The sequence below is a fragment of the Pseudonocardia sp. WMMC193 genome (genome assembly GCF_021728735.1).
GTDB classification, from domain to species: domain Bacteria; phylum Actinomycetota; class Actinomycetes; order Mycobacteriales; family Pseudonocardiaceae; genus Pseudonocardia; species Pseudonocardia oroxyli.
Window position 1 is genome coordinate 3,619,906 of sequence record NZ_JAKKDO010000003.1, and the last position, 15,742, is coordinate 3,635,647.

The 15,742-nt window shown below is 72.6% G+C and carries 16 protein-coding genes; 14 read left to right on the top strand and 2 right to left on the bottom strand.

The genetic code is table 11. The features are described 5' to 3' along the window. Positions 1-7: 7 nt before the first annotated feature. The 10 genes from L3X23_RS18650 (at position 8) to L3X23_RS18695 (ending at position 8,262) form a co-directional block, all read left to right on the top strand. Positions 8-1,192 carry an acyl-CoA dehydrogenase family protein gene (locus L3X23_RS18650; RefSeq protein WP_237193404.1) on the top strand — a complete coding sequence of 395 codons (1,185 nt, stop codon included), beginning with the start codon at positions 8-10 and terminating at the stop codon, positions 1,190-1,192. Further along, positions 1,192-2,331 carry an acyl-CoA dehydrogenase family protein gene (locus L3X23_RS18655; protein ID WP_237193405.1) on the top strand — a complete coding sequence of 380 codons (1,140 nt, stop codon included), beginning with the start codon at positions 1,192-1,194 and terminating at the stop codon, positions 2,329-2,331. The genes L3X23_RS18650 and L3X23_RS18655 overlap by 1 nt, the downstream gene beginning before the upstream one ends. Positions 2,332-2,401: 70 nt before the next feature. Beyond that, positions 2,402-3,541 (top strand): acyl-CoA dehydrogenase family protein, encoded by a 1,140-nt coding sequence (locus L3X23_RS18660; RefSeq protein WP_237193406.1) that lies wholly within the window; start codon positions 2,402-2,404, stop codon positions 3,539-3,541. Next, positions 3,541-4,344: an enoyl-CoA hydratase/isomerase family protein gene (locus L3X23_RS18665; protein ID WP_237193407.1), complete on the top strand. Its 804-nt coding sequence runs from the start codon at positions 3,541-3,543 to the stop codon at positions 4,342-4,344. The genes L3X23_RS18660 and L3X23_RS18665 overlap by 1 nt, the downstream gene beginning before the upstream one ends. A 239-nt stretch (positions 4,345-4,583) precedes the next feature. After that, a complete protein-coding gene (locus L3X23_RS18670; protein WP_237193408.1) occupies positions 4,584-5,384 on the top strand; it encodes an SDR family NAD(P)-dependent oxidoreductase in 801 nt (266 codons plus the stop codon). Then, a complete protein-coding gene (locus L3X23_RS18675) occupies positions 5,381-6,412 on the top strand; it encodes an LLM class flavin-dependent oxidoreductase (RefSeq protein WP_237193409.1) in 1,032 nt (343 codons plus the stop codon). The genes L3X23_RS18670 and L3X23_RS18675 overlap by 4 nt, the downstream gene beginning before the upstream one ends. A gap of 3 nt (positions 6,413-6,415) precedes the next feature. Then, positions 6,416-6,865 carry a MaoC family dehydratase N-terminal domain-containing protein gene (locus tag L3X23_RS18680; protein ID WP_237193410.1) on the top strand — a complete coding sequence of 150 codons (450 nt, stop codon included), beginning with the start codon at positions 6,416-6,418 and terminating at the stop codon, positions 6,863-6,865. A gap of 4 nt (positions 6,866-6,869) precedes the next feature. Next, on the top strand, positions 6,870-7,292 hold the full coding sequence (locus tag L3X23_RS18685; RefSeq protein ID WP_237193411.1) for a MaoC/PaaZ C-terminal domain-containing protein: 423 nt from the start codon (positions 6,870-6,872) through the stop codon (positions 7,290-7,292). After that, positions 7,289-7,822, top strand: coding sequence for a MaoC family dehydratase N-terminal domain-containing protein (locus tag L3X23_RS18690; RefSeq protein WP_237193412.1), 534 nt, complete (start codon positions 7,289-7,291; stop codon positions 7,820-7,822). The genes L3X23_RS18685 and L3X23_RS18690 overlap by 4 nt, the downstream gene beginning before the upstream one ends. After that, on the top strand, positions 7,819-8,262 hold the full coding sequence (locus L3X23_RS18695) for a MaoC/PaaZ C-terminal domain-containing protein (protein ID WP_237193413.1): 444 nt from the start codon (positions 7,819-7,821) through the stop codon (positions 8,260-8,262). The genes L3X23_RS18690 and L3X23_RS18695 overlap by 4 nt, the downstream gene beginning before the upstream one ends. 414 nt (positions 8,263-8,676) lie before the next feature. Here L3X23_RS18695 and L3X23_RS18705 read toward each other — a convergent pair whose 3' ends face one another. Beyond that, complete coding sequence (locus L3X23_RS18705) at positions 8,677-9,447, bottom strand: SDR family NAD(P)-dependent oxidoreductase (protein WP_237193414.1); 771 nt, start codon at positions 9,445-9,447, stop codon at positions 8,677-8,679. Positions 9,448-9,662: 215 nt separating this feature from the next. On the opposite strand from L3X23_RS18705, the gene L3X23_RS18710 reads away from it, so the two are divergent. Further along, positions 9,663-11,237 carry a long-chain-fatty-acid--CoA ligase gene (locus L3X23_RS18710; RefSeq protein ID WP_237193415.1) on the top strand — a complete coding sequence of 525 codons (1,575 nt, stop codon included), beginning with the start codon at positions 9,663-9,665 and terminating at the stop codon, positions 11,235-11,237. Here L3X23_RS18710 and L3X23_RS18715 read toward each other — a convergent pair. Beyond that, positions 11,230-11,418 (bottom strand): hypothetical protein, encoded by a 189-nt coding sequence (locus L3X23_RS18715; protein WP_237193416.1) that lies wholly within the window; start codon positions 11,416-11,418, stop codon positions 11,230-11,232. The two genes, L3X23_RS18710 and L3X23_RS18715, sit on opposite strands and share 8 nt — an antisense overlap. A 313-nt stretch (positions 11,419-11,731) precedes the next feature. Between L3X23_RS18715 and L3X23_RS18720 the strand changes: the two genes are divergently transcribed. From L3X23_RS18720 to L3X23_RS18730, 3 genes are all read left to right on the top strand, one after another. Beyond that, positions 11,732-12,733, top strand: a complete 1,002-nt coding sequence (locus tag L3X23_RS18720; protein WP_237193417.1) for an alpha/beta fold hydrolase — start codon at positions 11,732-11,734, stop codon at positions 12,731-12,733. A gap of 136 nt (positions 12,734-12,869) precedes the next feature. After that, positions 12,870-13,424: a TetR/AcrR family transcriptional regulator gene (locus tag L3X23_RS18725; protein ID WP_237193418.1), complete on the top strand. Its 555-nt coding sequence runs from the start codon at positions 12,870-12,872 to the stop codon at positions 13,422-13,424. A gap of 687 nt (positions 13,425-14,111) precedes the next feature. Continuing rightward, complete coding sequence (locus tag L3X23_RS18730; protein ID WP_237193419.1) at positions 14,112-15,740, top strand: NAD(P)/FAD-dependent oxidoreductase; 1,629 nt, start codon at positions 14,112-14,114, stop codon at positions 15,738-15,740. Positions 15,741-15,742 lie beyond the last annotated feature (2 nt).

Here is a 15,742-nt window from a genome sequence, read left to right on the forward strand (position 1 = left end):
GCCGCACATGACCACCCCTCTCGATGAGCTCACCAGCGCCCAGGCCGACCTGGTCGCCCGGGCCCGCACCGTCGCGCAGGAGGAACTGCGGCCACGCGCCGCCGAGTGGGACCAGCGCGCCGAGTTCCCCGAGGAGCAGTTCCAGCTACTGCGCGCAGCCGGCCTCACCGCCCTGACCGTGCCCGTCGAGTACGGCGGCCAGGGGCTGGGCACCTTCGAGGCGTGTCTCGTGCTCGAGGAGCTTGCCGCAGGCTGCCTGGCGAGCGCGATGACGATCCAGATGCAGGTGAACGGGCCGCCGCGGGTGATCGCCCGGATCGGCACCGAGCAGCAGCGCAACGAGTACCTGCCCCGCGTCGCGGACGGCTCGGTGTGCTTCTCGATCGCCATGACCGAGCCGCAGGCCGGCTCCGACGGCACCGCGCTGACGACCACGCTGACCCCGGACGGTGACGGGTTCCGGCTCACCGGCGACAAGTGCCACATCACCGGCGCCCTGCGGTCCGACGCCTTCCTGGTCTTCTGCCGGGCACCGGACACCACCGGCCCCGACGGCATCGGGTGCGTGCTCGTCGACCGCGACGTGGAGGGCCTGCAGCCCATCGAGACCGAGCCGAAGATGGGCGGGCGGGCCATCGCCGAGGGCATCATGGCGTTCCGCGACTGCCCCGTGCGCGCCGACCAGGTGGTGCTGGCGCCGGAGAAGGGATCACGCGACGGCGCGCGGTTCCTCATCCGCCAGTTCAACCCCGAGCGTTGCGGCAACGCGGCCATGTCCATCGGGCTGGCTCGCAGCGCGCTGGACGACGCCATCGCCTACGTCAAGCAGCGCGAGCAGTTCGGGCGCCCCATCGTGGAGTTCCAGGGCCTGCAGTGGAAGCTCGCCGACATGGCCACGGCCGTGGACGGCGCGCGGCTGCTGCTGTGGCGGGCGGCGCGCACCGACGTGCAGGGTTTCCCCGGCATCCGGGAGACCGCCATGGCGAAGCTCGCCGCCAACGAGGCGGCCCTGATGGTCACCTCGGAGGCGCTGCAGCTACTGGGCCACAAGGGCTACCTCACCCGATACCCGATGGAGCGTTACGTGCGCGACGCCTTCGGCCTCGGCATCGGCGGCGGAACGACCGGGGTGCTCCGCAACCTGATCGCCGGTGAGGTCACCGGCGTCCGGGTGAACCAGCGGAGAACCTGATGGACCTCGCGCTCTCCCCCGCCGCCCGCGAGTACCGCGACAGGCTGCGTGCCTGGGTCGACCGACACCTGCCGGACCAGTGGCGGGACGTGCCCACCGGCACCGGCGACGACGCCGAGTACGTGAAGATGCGCAGCGAGTGGGGACGGAAGCTGCACCGGGACGGCTGGCTCGCCCCGCACTGGCCCGTCGAGTTCGGCGGCCGGGGGCTCGGCGTCGACGCGCAGCTGGCCTTCCTCGACGTCCTGGTCGCGGCGGGCGCCCCGGAGCAGATGAACACCAACGGGATGGGCATCTTCGCCCCGGCGCTGATGGCCTTCGGCACCTCTGCCCAGCAGGCGCGCTACCTGGGCCCGATGCTGGCCCATGACGACATCTGGTGCCAGGGCTTCTCCGAGCCCGATGCGGGATCGGACCTGGGTTCGCTGACGACCCGGGCGGTGCCGGACGGCGACCGGTTCGTCGTGTCCGGCCAGAAGGTGTGGACTTCCTACGCGCTGTTCGCGCAGCGCTGCTACCTGATGGTGCGGGTCGCGGGCGTCGAGCGGGGCGTGACAATGGTCGTGCTGCACATGGACCGTCCCGGGGTCACCGTGCGCCCGCTGCGCAACATCACCGGCAGCAGCGAGTTCTGCGAGGTGTTCCTCGACGACGTCGCGGTCGACGCCGACGACGTCGTCGGGGGGGTCGGGCAGGGGTGGCGGGTGGCCACCTACGCCCTGGCCCGCGAGCGCTCGACCGGGTTGGCCCAGCGGGCGCTGCAACTATCCCGCGAGCTGCACCTGATGAACGAGAAGCTGCAGGACGACGGGCAACGCGACGACGTCCTCGTCGACGCGTTCGTCCGCAGCCGGGCGGTGGACGCCACCGTTCGCCGCGTGCTCGCGACCACCGCCGACGGCGGGGAGCCGGGCATGCTCGCGCCGATCGCCAAGGTGTTGTGGAGCGAGGGCCACCAGGCGCAGCTCGGCACCCTCGCCGACGCGGCGGGCCCGCTGCTGACCACCTCGGCGCACGGCTGGTCGGACTGGCTGCGCGCACTGCTGTTCAGCCGCGCGGAGACGATCTACGGCGGCACGTCGGAGATCCAGCGCAATCTGATCGCCAAGTCGCTGGGCATGCCCAGCGACCGCAGTTGACACGACGGAGACGACGACACCCGCCGCCGAGCGCGGGGGCCGGGCACGGAGAGGCCAGCACGGGAGCGCCATGGACCACCGGATCGACGACGACGACACCCAGCTGCGCGCGGCGCTGCTGAGGTTCCTGCGCGAGCGCCTGCCCGATCCCGGGGCCGAGCCCGACCGGGCGCGGCGGCGTGCGGCCTGGTCGGAGCTGGTCGCCGCCGAGTGGCTTGAGCACTTCTCCACCTCCTTCGCCGACGGCGACGGGGCCGGGGCAGTCGCGGCGCTGCACGTGGCCGAGGCGTTCGGCGTGGCACCGGTGCCGGGGCCGGCCGACACCGTCGCGGGCTACCTGATCCCGCTCGTCGCCGCGACCGGCTGGTCCGCCGCGGCAGACCGGCTCCGGGACGGTTCGCTGGTCACCGCGGTGGTGCCCGGTCTCACTGAGCCCGGTCCGGACCGGCGGGCGCGCTACCGGGCCGAGCGGTGCACGGCCCTCACCGGCGCCGGGATGACATCGGTGTCCGGGACGGTTGCGGGCGTGCCGTGCGCCGCGGACGCCGACGCGCTGGTGGTCGCCGTCGACCTCGACGGCACGGCAGCCCTGGCGCTGGTCGACCTGCACGGTGACGGCGTTCGCGTCGGGCCGCCCCGGGGCGTCGACCTGCGCCGGCCGGTCGGCGACGTCGTGCTCGACGCCGCACCGGCGGTGTCCGTGCACGCGCCGACGGACCTGCTCGCCCACGAGGACGCCGGGGCCCGACGGCACAGCCTCTTCCGGGACGCGGAGGCGGTCGGCGCGGGGGGCGAGTTGGTCGCGCGGACCGTCGCGTACTGCACGGAGCGCCGCCAGTTCGGCCGGCCCATCGGCTCGTTCCAGGCCGTCCGGCACCGGATCGCCGACGCGGCCGCCCGGGTCGAGGGTGCCCGCTCGCTGGCCTACCGCGCCGCCTGGGACCTCGCGACCGACGTCGCGTCCGCGCCCGTCGACGTGGTGGCCAGCAGGCTGTGGTCCTCGGCCGCCGCGGTGACCGCGGGCGAGGCCGCGGTGCAGTGCCACGGGGGCATGGGGTTCACCTGGGAGCAGGGGGTGCACGTGTTCTACCGGGCCGCGCTCGCCGGTCGCGGGGACGCCGCGGTCCGGCCCGCCCGCGCCGTCATCGCCGCCCACCTTCGCGACCTCGCGGGCGGGGCGGCGCCGGTGGCCCGGGACGGGGCCGCGTGATGGCGGCGCCGGTGGTGCTCGTCGAGCGTCCGCAGCCCGGGGTCACGCTCATCCGGCTCAACCGCCCCGACCAGCGCAACGCGGTCGGCTGGCAGACCTGGGAGGAGCTGGGGCCCGCGCTCGCAGCGCTCGCGGCCGACGACACGTGCCGAGCGGTCGTGCTCACCGGGTCCGGTGGGTCGTTCTGCGCGGGCGGGGACATCAAGTCCTCGCCGTCGCGCGGGCGCGGCCTGGGCGCCCCGGCGGCTCGGCTGCTCGTCGGGCAGCGCGTGCTCGGGGACCTGCTGCGTCTGCCGCAGCCTGTCGTCGCGGCGGTCGAGGGACCGGCCATGGGGATCGGCTGGAGCCTGGCACTGGCCTGCGACGTCGTCGTCGCCGCCCGAGACGCCGTGTTCGGCGCCCCGTTCGTGCTGCGCGGCCTGGTGCCCGACGGCGGCGCGGCCTGGTTCCTGACCCGGGCGCTGGGCCGCCAGCGCGCGTCCGCGCTGCTGCTGCGCGGCGGCCGGATGGCGGCGTCCGAGGCGCAGGAAGCCGGCCTGGTCGGGCTGCTGACCGAGACCGGGGCGGCGCTGGACGAGGCGCTCGCCTTGGCGGCGGAGATGGCGCGCGGCCCGGCGGAGGCGTTGCGCCTGACGAAGGGCATGATCCGCGGGGCGAACGACCTGCCGCTGGAGCGGTTCCTGGAGCTCGAGTGGCTCTCGGCCACCCTGGACATCACCGGGCCCGACGCGGCGGAGGGCCGCGCCTCGTTCGTCGAGAAGCGCGACCCCGACTTCTCCGCCCTCCGCGACGGCGCGCCGTGACACGCCGCGGACCCGGCGGGCCCCGCTCGCGTCACCGTCGCCATCGGCGGCACTCGCGCGCCGCCCGGACGCGGTTCCCGCGGCAGGCAGATCGACCCGTGACCGCAGCGTGGCGCAGCAGTATGGTAACGGTGGTTAACACGTCGTCCGCCCGGCCCCACCGGCAGGAGGCGGGCACGGCCCGCGCCCGCCTCCTGCCGGCCCTGGCCGCCGGCCCTGGACACCACAGAAGGGTCCTCATGACAGCAGCAATGCCCGCCCCGCTCGACACCGCCGGTTCGGGCCGGCTCCAGAGCAAGGTCGCGATCGTGACGGGTGCGGCCGGCGCCGGGATCGGCCAGGCCGTAGCCCGGCGGTACGCCGCGGAGGGCGCGAAGGTCGTCGTGACCGACGCGCACGCCTCCCGTCCGGCCGAGGTCGCGAAGGACATAGAGGCGACGTCCGGCGCCGAGACCCTCGGCATGACCGTCGACGTGCGCGACGCCGGGCAGATCGCGGAAATGGTGTCCGCGGCGCTGGACCGGTGGGGGCGGGTCGACGTGCTGCACAACAACGTCGGCATCAACAAGCTCGCGCCGATCTGGGAGATGGACGACGAGACCTGGGACTTCGTGAACGACATCTGCCTCAAGGCGGCGTTCCGTACCATGCGGGCGGTGCTGCCGGCGATGATGGAGCAGGGTTCGGGCTCGATCGTGAACATGGCCTCGGTGGCCGGGTACATCGGCTCCACGCAGGGCGAGGCCGCCTACTGCGCCGCCAAGGCGGGCGTGATGGGCCTGACCCGGGCGGCCGCGGCCGAACTCGGCCCGAAGGGCGTGCGGGTCAACGCGATCGCGCCCGGGCTGATCTGGAACCCGTTCCTGGAGCGCATCTACCCGCCCGGCGAGCTGCAGAAGCTCGTGGAGCCGGCGGCGCTGGGCCGGGCCGGGCAGCCCGAGGAGGTCGCCGCGCTGTCGCTGTTCCTGGCCTCCGACGAGTCGCGGTACATCACCGGCGAGGTGCACACCATCTCCGGCGGAATGTACTACAAGGCATGAGTACCTACGGCGTGTCGGTGCTGGGCGCCGACCTGAAGAGCGTGGTCGCCACGGCCGAGGCCGCCGACCGGGCCGGCTTCGACGCGGCCTGGACCTCGGAGTTCTACACCCGATCCGGCTCCATCTCGATGGCGGCGATGGCGGGCCGGACCCAGCGGTGCCGGCTCGGTTCGTCGATCATGTACGGGGTCGGGCGCAGCCCCCTGGTGCTGGCCACCGAGGCGCTCGACCTCGACGAGCTGTCCGGGGGCCGGGTCGTGCTCGGGCTGGGCAACGGCACGCGCCGGATGATGAGCGACTGGCACGGCGTCGCCGACACCGCGGCCCCCGCGCTGCGGATGGAGGAGCTGGTCGGGCTCGTCCGCCGGATCTGGAACCTGCACGAGGGGCCGGTGCGCCACGAGGGCCGCTTCTACCGACTCAACCTGGTGCCCACGGGCGAGGTCGAGCCGCCGAAGCGCGCGGTCCCGATCGTCACCGCGGGCGTGCGGCCCCGGATGTGCGAGGTGGCGGGGCGCGTCGCCGACGGCCTGGCAGGCCACCCGCTGTTCACCACGGCCTACGTCGAGCAGGTGGTGCGACCAGCGATCGCCAAGGGCGCCGCCCACACCGGCCGCGACCCGCGCGACGTCGAGCTGATCTCGATGGTGATCTGCGCGATCCACGACGACCCTGAGGTCGCCCGGCGCGAGGCCGCCCAGCAGATCGCGTTCTACTCCTCGGTCAAGTCCTACGAGCCGGTGCTGGAGGTCAGCGGCTTCGGCGCGCAGGGGCAGGCGATCCGGGAGGCCTTCGGACGCCGCGACCTGCCCGCGATGTTCGCCGCCGTCACCGACGACATGGTCGACGCGATGGCCGTGGCCGGCACCGCCGACCAGGTCCGCGCCGGGCTCAAGCGCTACGAAGGGGTGCTCGACCACATCATGCTGTACTCCCCGTCCATCGGCCTGCCGCCCGAACGGGTCACCGAGAACCTCGACAGCCTCATCCGCGAGTGTGCCCCGCCCGGCGCCGGACGGGAGAGCTGAGCGATGACAGCCGACTCCCTCATCGGCCGGGACCTGGGCACGATCCGGTTCCCGGTCGACCGCTCGAAGGTGCGCGAGTTCGCCTGCTCCCTCGGTGACACCGACCCGATCTACACCGACGCCGACGCGGCCCGGGCCGCCGGCTTCTGCGACATCCCGGTCCCACCGACCTTCGTGGTCTCCTCGGCGCACTGGCGCGACGAGGACAACGTGGTGGCGACGCTCGGGCTGGACCTGCGCCGCGTGCTGCACGGCGAGTGCGGCTGGGAGTACCTGGCCCCCGTCGTCGTCGGCGACGAGCTGACCGCCACCCGCCGGGTCTCGGGGGTCTCCACCCGCGAGGGCAAGCGCGGCGGGACCATGACGATGGTCTCGATCGCCACCGACTTCACCAACCAGCGCGGCCGGCTGGTCGTCCGCCAGACCGACGTGCTGATCGAGACCGGAGGTTGAGAACGTGACCGACACCAGCACGGCCGTTGCGCTGTCCGTCGGCGACCAGATGCCGCCGTCGGAGTTCGGCCCGCTCACCCGCTCGCACATCGTGCGCTACGCGGGTGCGGGCGGTGACTTCAACCCCATCCACCACGACGAGGGCTTCGCCCGCTCGGCCGGGATGCCGGGGGTCTTCGGAATGGGGCTGCTGCACGGCGGGCTGCTCGCGCAGCGGCTCGCGGCATGGGTGGGCCTGGCCGACGTCCGGGAGTACCGGATCCGGTTCACCGGGCAGATCTGGCCGGACGACGTGCTGAGCTTCTCCGGCACCGTCACCGCGGTCCGCGAGCAGGACGGGGAGCGGCTGGCCGATCTCGCACTGGCCGTCACCCGCCAGACCGGGGACCCGGCGATCAAGGCCACCGCCGTGGCGAGGCTGCCGTGAGCGAGGCACGCACGCACGAGGGCGACGTCACCGGCCTCGGGATGGCGTTCGGGACCGTGGAGGAGGGCCGGGCGTGGGTCGGGCGCACCTCCGAGCCGAAGCAGGCGTGGTTCCCGATCGACCGCTCGCTGGTCCTCTACTACTGCTCGCTCGTGGAGGACGCGAACCCGCGCTACTGGGACGGCGACGACTGCCCGCCCGGGCTGCTGATGACGCTCGGGTTCAACCCGCAGTGGACCCCGCAGCACCTGCACCGCGACGACTCGCTGTTCGCGTTGCGGGTGCCGCTGCCGGGCCACCACATCATCAACGCCTCCACGACGACGGAGCTGGAGCGCCGCCCGCGGGTCGGCGACCACGTCTCGATCTCCGAGGAGGTGGTGTCGATCTCGCCGGAGAAGACGACGCGGGTGGGTACCGGGGTGTTCATCACGACCCTGACGACGTACCGCGACCAGCACGGCGACGTGATCGGTCGCAACACCAACGTGCTTTTCCGCTACGACCGGAACGAGGAGGAGGAGTCGTGACGACCGGCACGCAGGTGACGCTGGGCTTCGACGACGTGCAGGTCGGGGACACCATCACCCCGGTGTCGATCGCGGTGACCTACAAGCGGATCTGCATGAACGCCGCGTCGACCTGGGACTGGTTCCCCGGCCACCACGATCCCGAGTACGCCCGCAGCCAGGGCCAGGACACCATCTACCTCTCGACACTGTTCTTCCACGGCTTCATCGACCGTGGCCTCGGCGACTGGGCCGGGCCGGACGCGCTGGTCCGGCGCCGCAAGATCTCGATGATCAAGTCGATCTACCCCGGGCAGACGGCCACGCTGACCGGCCGAGTCGTCGGCAAGCGCGAGGAGGGCGGCGCCCGTCTGGTCGACCTCGAGCTGATGGTCGCGAGCGAGGAGGGCCCGTGCGTGCCGAGCGAGGCGACGCTGCAGCTGCCGGAGGGACGGTCGTGAGGGCGCCCGCACCGTCGCGGCCTAGACGAGTAGGCCCCGACGGCGAGCCTGCCCGAGACGCGGCAGGAGGGTGTTGAAGATCCGTTTGTGACGGCAGACCTGCCCGGGGGCCGGTCCGAGGCCCGCCGGCTGCAGTTCGTGCCCCGCGACCTACCCCCGGTCGACTGCGCCCGTTCCCACCCCACGGTCAAGCGCTCGAACCTGGCCGGCAACAGCTACTGCCGGTCCCACTCGCGGTTCTTCCGGGGGCTGCGTCCGCAGCTGGTCGCCCCCGGCCGAGCTCCCGATCACCTGGGGACTGGCCGACCCGAAACTCGACGAACGGCAGGTGCTGATCCCCCCGGACCGCGCGGCCGGCATCCTCCGACCCCGGGGACGGCGCGTCGCGACCGGGCTCCCGCTCTCGCTCGCAGGTCAGCTCATCGTCAGGCCGCCGCTGGCCGACAGGGTCTGACCGGTGATGTAGCCCGCCTGCTCGGAGGCGAGGAACACGATGGCGGGCGCCACGTCGGCGGGCGTGCCCATCCGGCGCATCGGCACCGCCTTCGTCATCGCCTCGATGATGCCGGCAGAGCGCTCACCGGCGGTGATGCTGCGCAGCAACGGGGTGTCGGTCGGGCCGGGGCACACGGTGTTGGCGCTGATGCCGTGCTTGGCGAACTCGCGGGCGACGGTCTTGGTGAACCCGATCACGCCCGCCTTCGCGCCGGAGTAGACCGACTCCAGGGACGACCCGACCCGGCCCGCGTCGGAGGCGACGTTGACGACGCGCCCGTACCGCGCCTCCACCATGGCCGGCAGGGTCGCCCGCAGCACCCGGATCGGGCCGTTCAGGTTGATCTCCAGCACCTTGCGCGTGAAGTCCTCGTCGGTCTCCAGGAACGGCTTGAGCTCGTCCCACCCGGCCACGTTGACGACCGCGGCGGGCGCCCCGAGCTTCGCGGTGACCTCAGCCACGGCCGCCGCGACCGAGTCCGGGTCGGTGACGTCGAGGGCGACCCCGATGCCGTCGAACTCGGCCGCGACCTTCTCGGCGGCCTCCCGGGACAGGTCGGCGACCGCGACGGTGTGGCCCGCCGCCGCGAGCTGGCGGCAGACCTCGCTGCCGATCCCGCCCGCGCCGCCGGTCACGAACGCGACCCGCCGGCCGCCGTCGGTCGGGGTGGACTCACTGGGACCAGTCATGGCTTCTCCTCGAGGTCGGCGTCGACGGAAGAACGTGGGCGGCGCAACGGAGTGAAGCGGCGCACCACGATTATCCTACTGATCATTACACGTCATGCCGGGCGGCGGGACCCGCGGGCGATCGCATCGGACTGCCACCCGTTCGGACCTGGACCCCGGACGGCGTTCTCCACCACTGTGATCTCCGTCAAATGCGGTGAACAGGGAGAATCTGCATGACCGAGTCACTGAAGTGGGCGCTGGATCGCTCGGCGTTGATCGCGTCGGACCGCACCGCCGTGGTCGACGGAGACGTCCGCTACGACTATGCGGAGCTGGCCCGGCGCGTCACGGGGCTCGGCGGCGGGCTGCAGGGCCTCGGCATCGCCAAGGGCGACGTGGTGGGCGTGCTGGCGCTCAACGGCCGTCGCCACCTCGACCACTGGCTCGCCGTCCCGGCGATCGGCGCGGTGCTCAACGACCTGAACTTCCGGCTCAGCGAGGAGGAGCTGGCCTTCATCCTCGACGACTGCCGCACGGTCGCGCTCGCCGTCGACGACACGCACCTCGAGATCGGTGCCCGGCTGCGCGAGCGGTGCCCCACACTCACCACCCTGGTCCACATGGGCGACGGACCGGCGCCCGACGGCTTCGTCTCGCACGACGAGCTGCTCGAGCACTCCCCCGCGACCGAGGTCTCGATCAGCCCCGAGGACGTGGCCGGCATCTTCTACACCGGCGGCACGACCGGCAGGCCGAAGGGCGTGCTGCTCAGCCACCGCAACCTCGTCGCGAACGCCAAGCAGGCCCTGCTGAGCATCCGGCACACCGCCGAGGAGCGGTACCTGCACGCCGGGCCGATGTTCCACCTCGCCGACGGCTCGCAGACCTACGCCGTCACCTGGATCGGCGGCGTGCACGTGTTCGTGCCGGGGTTCGACGCCGACCTGGTCGGCCGCGTCATCGAACGCGAGCGCGTGACCCTGCTGCTCATCGTCCCGTCGATGATCAACATGCTGGTGAACCACCCGGGCACGGCGGAGCGGGATCTGTCGAGCCTGCGGCTGCTGCTCTACGGCGCCTCGCCGATGCCCGACCAGCTCCAGCAGGCCGCGATGAAGCTGCTCTCCTGCGAGTTCAGCCAGCTCTACGGCATGACCGAGGCGGCTCCTCTGCTCACCCAGTCCACTCCCGAGGACCATCGCCGGGGCGCAGCCGGCGAGGAGCCGTTCGCCCGGCGCCTGCGCTCGGCAGGCGCGCCGGTCATCGGCGTGCAGGTGGAGGTGCGCCGCGAGGACGGCACCCGCGCGGCGCCGGGTGAGGTCGGCGAGATCTGGGCCCGCGGGCCGAACATCATGATGGGCTACCTCAACCGGCCCGAGGAGACGGCGGCGGCGCTGGACGCCGACGGCTGGTATCACAGCGGCGACGCGGCCTGGGCCGACGAGCACGGCTACATCTACATCGTCGACCGGGTCAAGGACATGATCATCTCCGGCGGGGAGAACGTCTACTCCGCCGAGGTCGAGAACGTCCTCTACACCCACCCTGACGTCCTGGAGGCCGCCGTCATCGGAGTGCCGGACGACAGCTGGGGGGAGCGGGTGCACGCGATCGTCGTCCCCCGGCCGGGCTCCGAACCCGCCGTGGCCGACCTCGTCGCGCACTGCCGGTCGTCGCTCGGCGGGTTCAAGATTCCCCGCTCGGTCGACTTCCGGTTCGAGGCACTTCCCAAGTCCGGCGCCGGCAAGATCCTCAAGCGCGAGCTCCGCGAGCCCTACTGGTCGGACAAGGACCGCGGCGTCAACTGACGGCGCCGGGGGCCTGGCCCGCCGCGGCCTGCGTAGCGTCCAGCCACCGGCGGAAGCGGCCGTCGTGCGCGGCGGGGTCACGCTCGAAGCGGGCGCGCGCACGGCACAGCGGGCGGTCGTCGCCCGGCGGCATGATCTCGGCGCGGATGACCCAGTTGCCGCGCTCGTCGCGCGAGCGCATGCGTCGTCGAGCGCGCCCATGACGGGACCACAGTGCACGACCCACCCGCGCCCTCGTGGTCCTGACCGAAGTTCGCCGTGCCCTCGACCGACCCGTCCGGTCCACGCCGGAGCACCAGCCCGAACCGGCAGCGGTTCGCCGGCCGGCACCCCATGCACAGCATCTTGCCGAACTCGATGCTGAACAGCGTGTCGTCGGCGTGTGGGGCGGCGGAGTCGGTGGCCTGCGCGTCGGACGCGTTCACGGTAGCGAGGTCTCCACCGTCCGGTACTGGACGGTGGCCTGCGATGTTAGTCACTGCTAACGTCGGGGCATGCCCCGACCGCCGGCCACCGTCGCCGGACTCGCCGAGGTGACTCCGGGCCGCCATGACCGCCCGTTCCTCGAAGGCGTGCGCGAACGGCGGCTCGCGATGACCGCGTGCGGCAGGGCACTCTCCGTCGCCGGCCTCGCCGCGGCCGCGGTCGCGCTCGACCGCATCCGCCGGCTCCCGCCGTTCGAGCCGCTACCGGTCACGCCCCGGTCGCGCGGCGGGTCCGGCACGCCGCTGCTGCTGCTGCACGGCATCGGCGGCACCTGGCAGCTCTGGCGCCCCGTGCTGGAGGACCTGCAGGCCCGCCACGACGTCCTGGCGGTGACGTTCCGCGGACACGCCGGCGCGCCGCCGCTCGGCGACGCGGCGACCCCGGAGGCGCTCGCCGACGCGGTCGAGGAGGAGCTCGACGCCGCCGGCCTGGGCCCGGTGCACATCGTCGGCAACTCCCTCGGCGGCTGGGTCGCCATCGAGCTGGCCCGCCGGGGGCGCGCCAGGTCGCTGGTGCTGCTCAGCCCGGGAGGAGCCTGGCGCCACCAGTACCGGATGGACGCGGTGGCGAGCTCGATCGGCGCCTTCAACCGCGTGCTGAGCCGGGTCACCGGCCGGTCCGTCACGATCGCGCGATCTCCGGTCCTGCGGGCGCTGCTGCTGGCCGGGCAGGTGGCTCATCCCTCACGCATGCCGGCCGATGTGCTCGAGCTGCACGTGCGGGTCGGCAACGACATGCCGGGGGTGCCGCCGCTGCTCGAGACGGTGACCAAGCGCCAGGTCGATCAGCTCCCGGCCGATCACGACTACCCGATCAGGCTGGTGTGGGGACGCGCGGACCGCGTCATCCCGTTCGGCGAGTTCGGGACGGCGATGCTGGAGCGGCTACCCGGCGCCGAGGTGATCCGGCCGCACGGCCTGGGACACGTGCCGATGACCGACGACCCCGGCCTGGTCACCCGGCTCGTCCTCGAGGTGACCCGGGCCGTGGACGGACCGGCTCCGACGTGACCGGGCCGACCGTCAACGAGCTCCCCCGCGACGCACCGGTCGCCGAAGACCGCCGGAGGATCGATCGCGACCGCCACCGGCCAAAGGGGTCCCGGCCGTGGCCGGTTTTCGCCGAAGGGTCCTGACCGAGGCGGCGATGGAGCTCTTCGCGCGCCGCGGCTTCCACGCCGTGGGCATCGACGACATCGGGGCCGCGGCCGGGGTCACCGGACCGGCCGTGTACCGGCATTTCCCGAGCAAGGAGGCGATCCTGCGCGAGCTGTGCAACACGGCCATGACCGAGTTGCTGAACGGCGCGCGCCGGGCCGCCGACGCGGGGAGCCCGCGGTCGGTGCTGGACGGGCTGATCGTGATGCATGCCGGGTTCGCGGCACACAACCGGCGGCTGATCGGCGTCTACGTGCGCGAGCACCGCGCGCTGTCGACCGCGTCGCTGCGCGCGCTCCGGCGCCGGCAGCGCGAGTACGAGGGCTTCTGGGTCGACGCGCTGCGGCAGGTGCGCAGCGATGTCGACCCGGCCCGGGCACGCGGGACGGTGACGGCCGTCCTGTCGCTGCTCTACTCCGCGGCGCACATGCCCGCCGACCTCGACGACACGGCCGTGGAGTCGCTGCTCGCCGACGCCGCCGCCGTGCTGCTGAACAGCCCCGCCGCGCCCAGCGCCCGCGCGATCCCCCAGCCGCCCAGGTAGGCGTCGGCCGAGAGAGCCCCTCGCGGACCTCCGCGTTGAGCGCGTTGCGGCCTCCGGGCGGTTGATCGTCACCCGACAGACGCCGTCGCCGATCTCGTACGGTGTCGAGTCGCTCGCCACCGTGCCCCAGCCTTCCCCGATCGACAGCTCTCGCATCGACCGAGCCGCCTTCGTCAGCGGTCGTTCACATGCTCGCCACGCCGTACCTCAGACGCCGGGGCGGCGGCCTCCGCGTGCCGGCGACGGCGGAGCGCACGGCACCGACCGCGGGGCCCGAGCGGTCGCCGCCGGGGCGGACCTGCACCCGCCGTGGTTCGGTCGACGACGATCTTGCCGGCGCGTCGCCAGATCCGCCAGGCCGTGCAGGTCGTGCCGTCCAACGTGTTCGCCGTCATCCCCGCGATTCCGCCGGTGACGGCGCCCGTTCGCGGAGCGTGGCCGAGCGCCACGTCGTCGATGCCGGGGTCGCGCCGGCCGGACGCCTCGCCTTCCCCAGGCCCGCACTCCTCGGCCCGGCTCCGGGCTCGCCGCCATGACCTGGGTCTACCACGTGCCGCGCCGTGTCTCGAACTCGGACACGCCACCGCTGCGCAGTCCGGTGAGACTGTCCGAGGCGTTGAGCCCCGGCACCTCCGGCCAGGGCATGAGCGCCGAACTGAGCACGACGACCAACCAGAGGTGTGATCGATGACCGCGACCGCGACCGAGACCGCGACCGAGACCGAACTCGACGTGCTGGTGATCGGCGCCGGGTTCGCAGGTGTCTACCAGTTGGACCGCCTGCGCGATCTCGGCCACAACGTGAAGGTGTACGAGGCGGGCGCCGAGCTCGGCGGGATCTGGTACTGGAACTGCTACCCGGGTGCCCGCGTCGACACGGACGGCCCGCTGTACCAGCTCGCGTACAAGGACCTGTGGAAGGACTGGGAGTACCCGGTCCGATTCCCGGGCTGGGACCAGGTTCGCGAGTACTTCGCCTACGTCGACGCGAAGCTGGACATCAGCAAGGACGTCCGGTTCGACACGCGCGTCGAGTCGGCCGAGTTCGACGAGGAGCGCAACCAGTGGGTCGTGCGCTCCTCCGACGGCTCGATCACCCGAGCCACCTTCGTCGTCCCCTGCCTCGGGTTCGCGTCCAAGCCCTACATCCCGACCATCCCGGGAGCCGACACGTTCCGGGGCGCCTGCCACCACACCGGCCTGTGGCCGCAGGGAGGCGAGGACCTGAAGGGCAAGCGCGTCGCGGTGATCGGCACCGGCGCAAGCGGCGTCCAGGTCATCCAGGAAGCGGCACGCGACGCCGCCGAGCTGACCGTCTTCCAGCGCACCCCGAACCTGGCGCTGCCGATGGGCCAGCGCACGCTCGGTCCGGAGGATCAGGCCACCATCAAGGAGGGCCTGCCGTCCAGGTTCGCGTCGCGGACCACGACCTTCGCCGGGTTCGACTACGACTTCATGGGCGTCAACGCGGTCGACCTGTCTCCGGAGGAGCGCACGGCGGGCTACGAGGAGCTGTGGGCCGAGGGCGGGTTCCGATTCTGGCTGGGCGTCTACCAGGACACGCTGTTCGACCAGCAGTCCAACGACTACGCCTACGCGTTCTGGCGCGACAAGGTCCGGGCCCGCATCAAGGACCCTGCGCTGGCCGAGAAGCTGGCCCCGAGCGAGCCGATCCACCCCTTCGGCGTGAAGCGGCCATCACTCGAACAGAACTACTACGACGTCTACAACCAGGACAACGTCCACCTCGTCGACGTGAACGAGACCCCCATCGAGGCGTTCACCGAGAAGGGCATCAGGACCGGTGACGGGACCGAACGCGAGTTCGACGTGATCGTGCTGGCGACCGGCTTCGACTCCGTCTCCGGCGGCCTGACCCGCATCGACATCCGGGGCACGAACGGCACGCTGCTGCGCGACCAGTGGGCGGAGGGGGTCGACGCGCACCTGGGTGTCGCCACGGCCAACTTCCCCAACATGCTGTTCCTGTACGGCCCGCAGAGCCCATCGGGATTCTGCAACGGGCCGACCTGCGCCGAGGTGCAGGGCGAGCTGATCGTGCAGACCGTCGACGATCTCCTCCGCGGCGGCAAGCGCCGATTCGAGTCGACGCCCGAGGCGGATCGGCAGTGGTCGGAGCACGTCGCCGAACTCGTGACGCCGACCCTGTTCGGGAAGGCCCGGTCCTGGTATATGGGCTACAACATCCCGGGCAAGAAGATTCAGAGCCTGAACTACCCCGGCGGCCTGCCGCTCTACCAGGAGAAGTTCGGTGAGTCGCGGGCGAACGGCTACGCGGGGTTCACCGTCACCTGAGC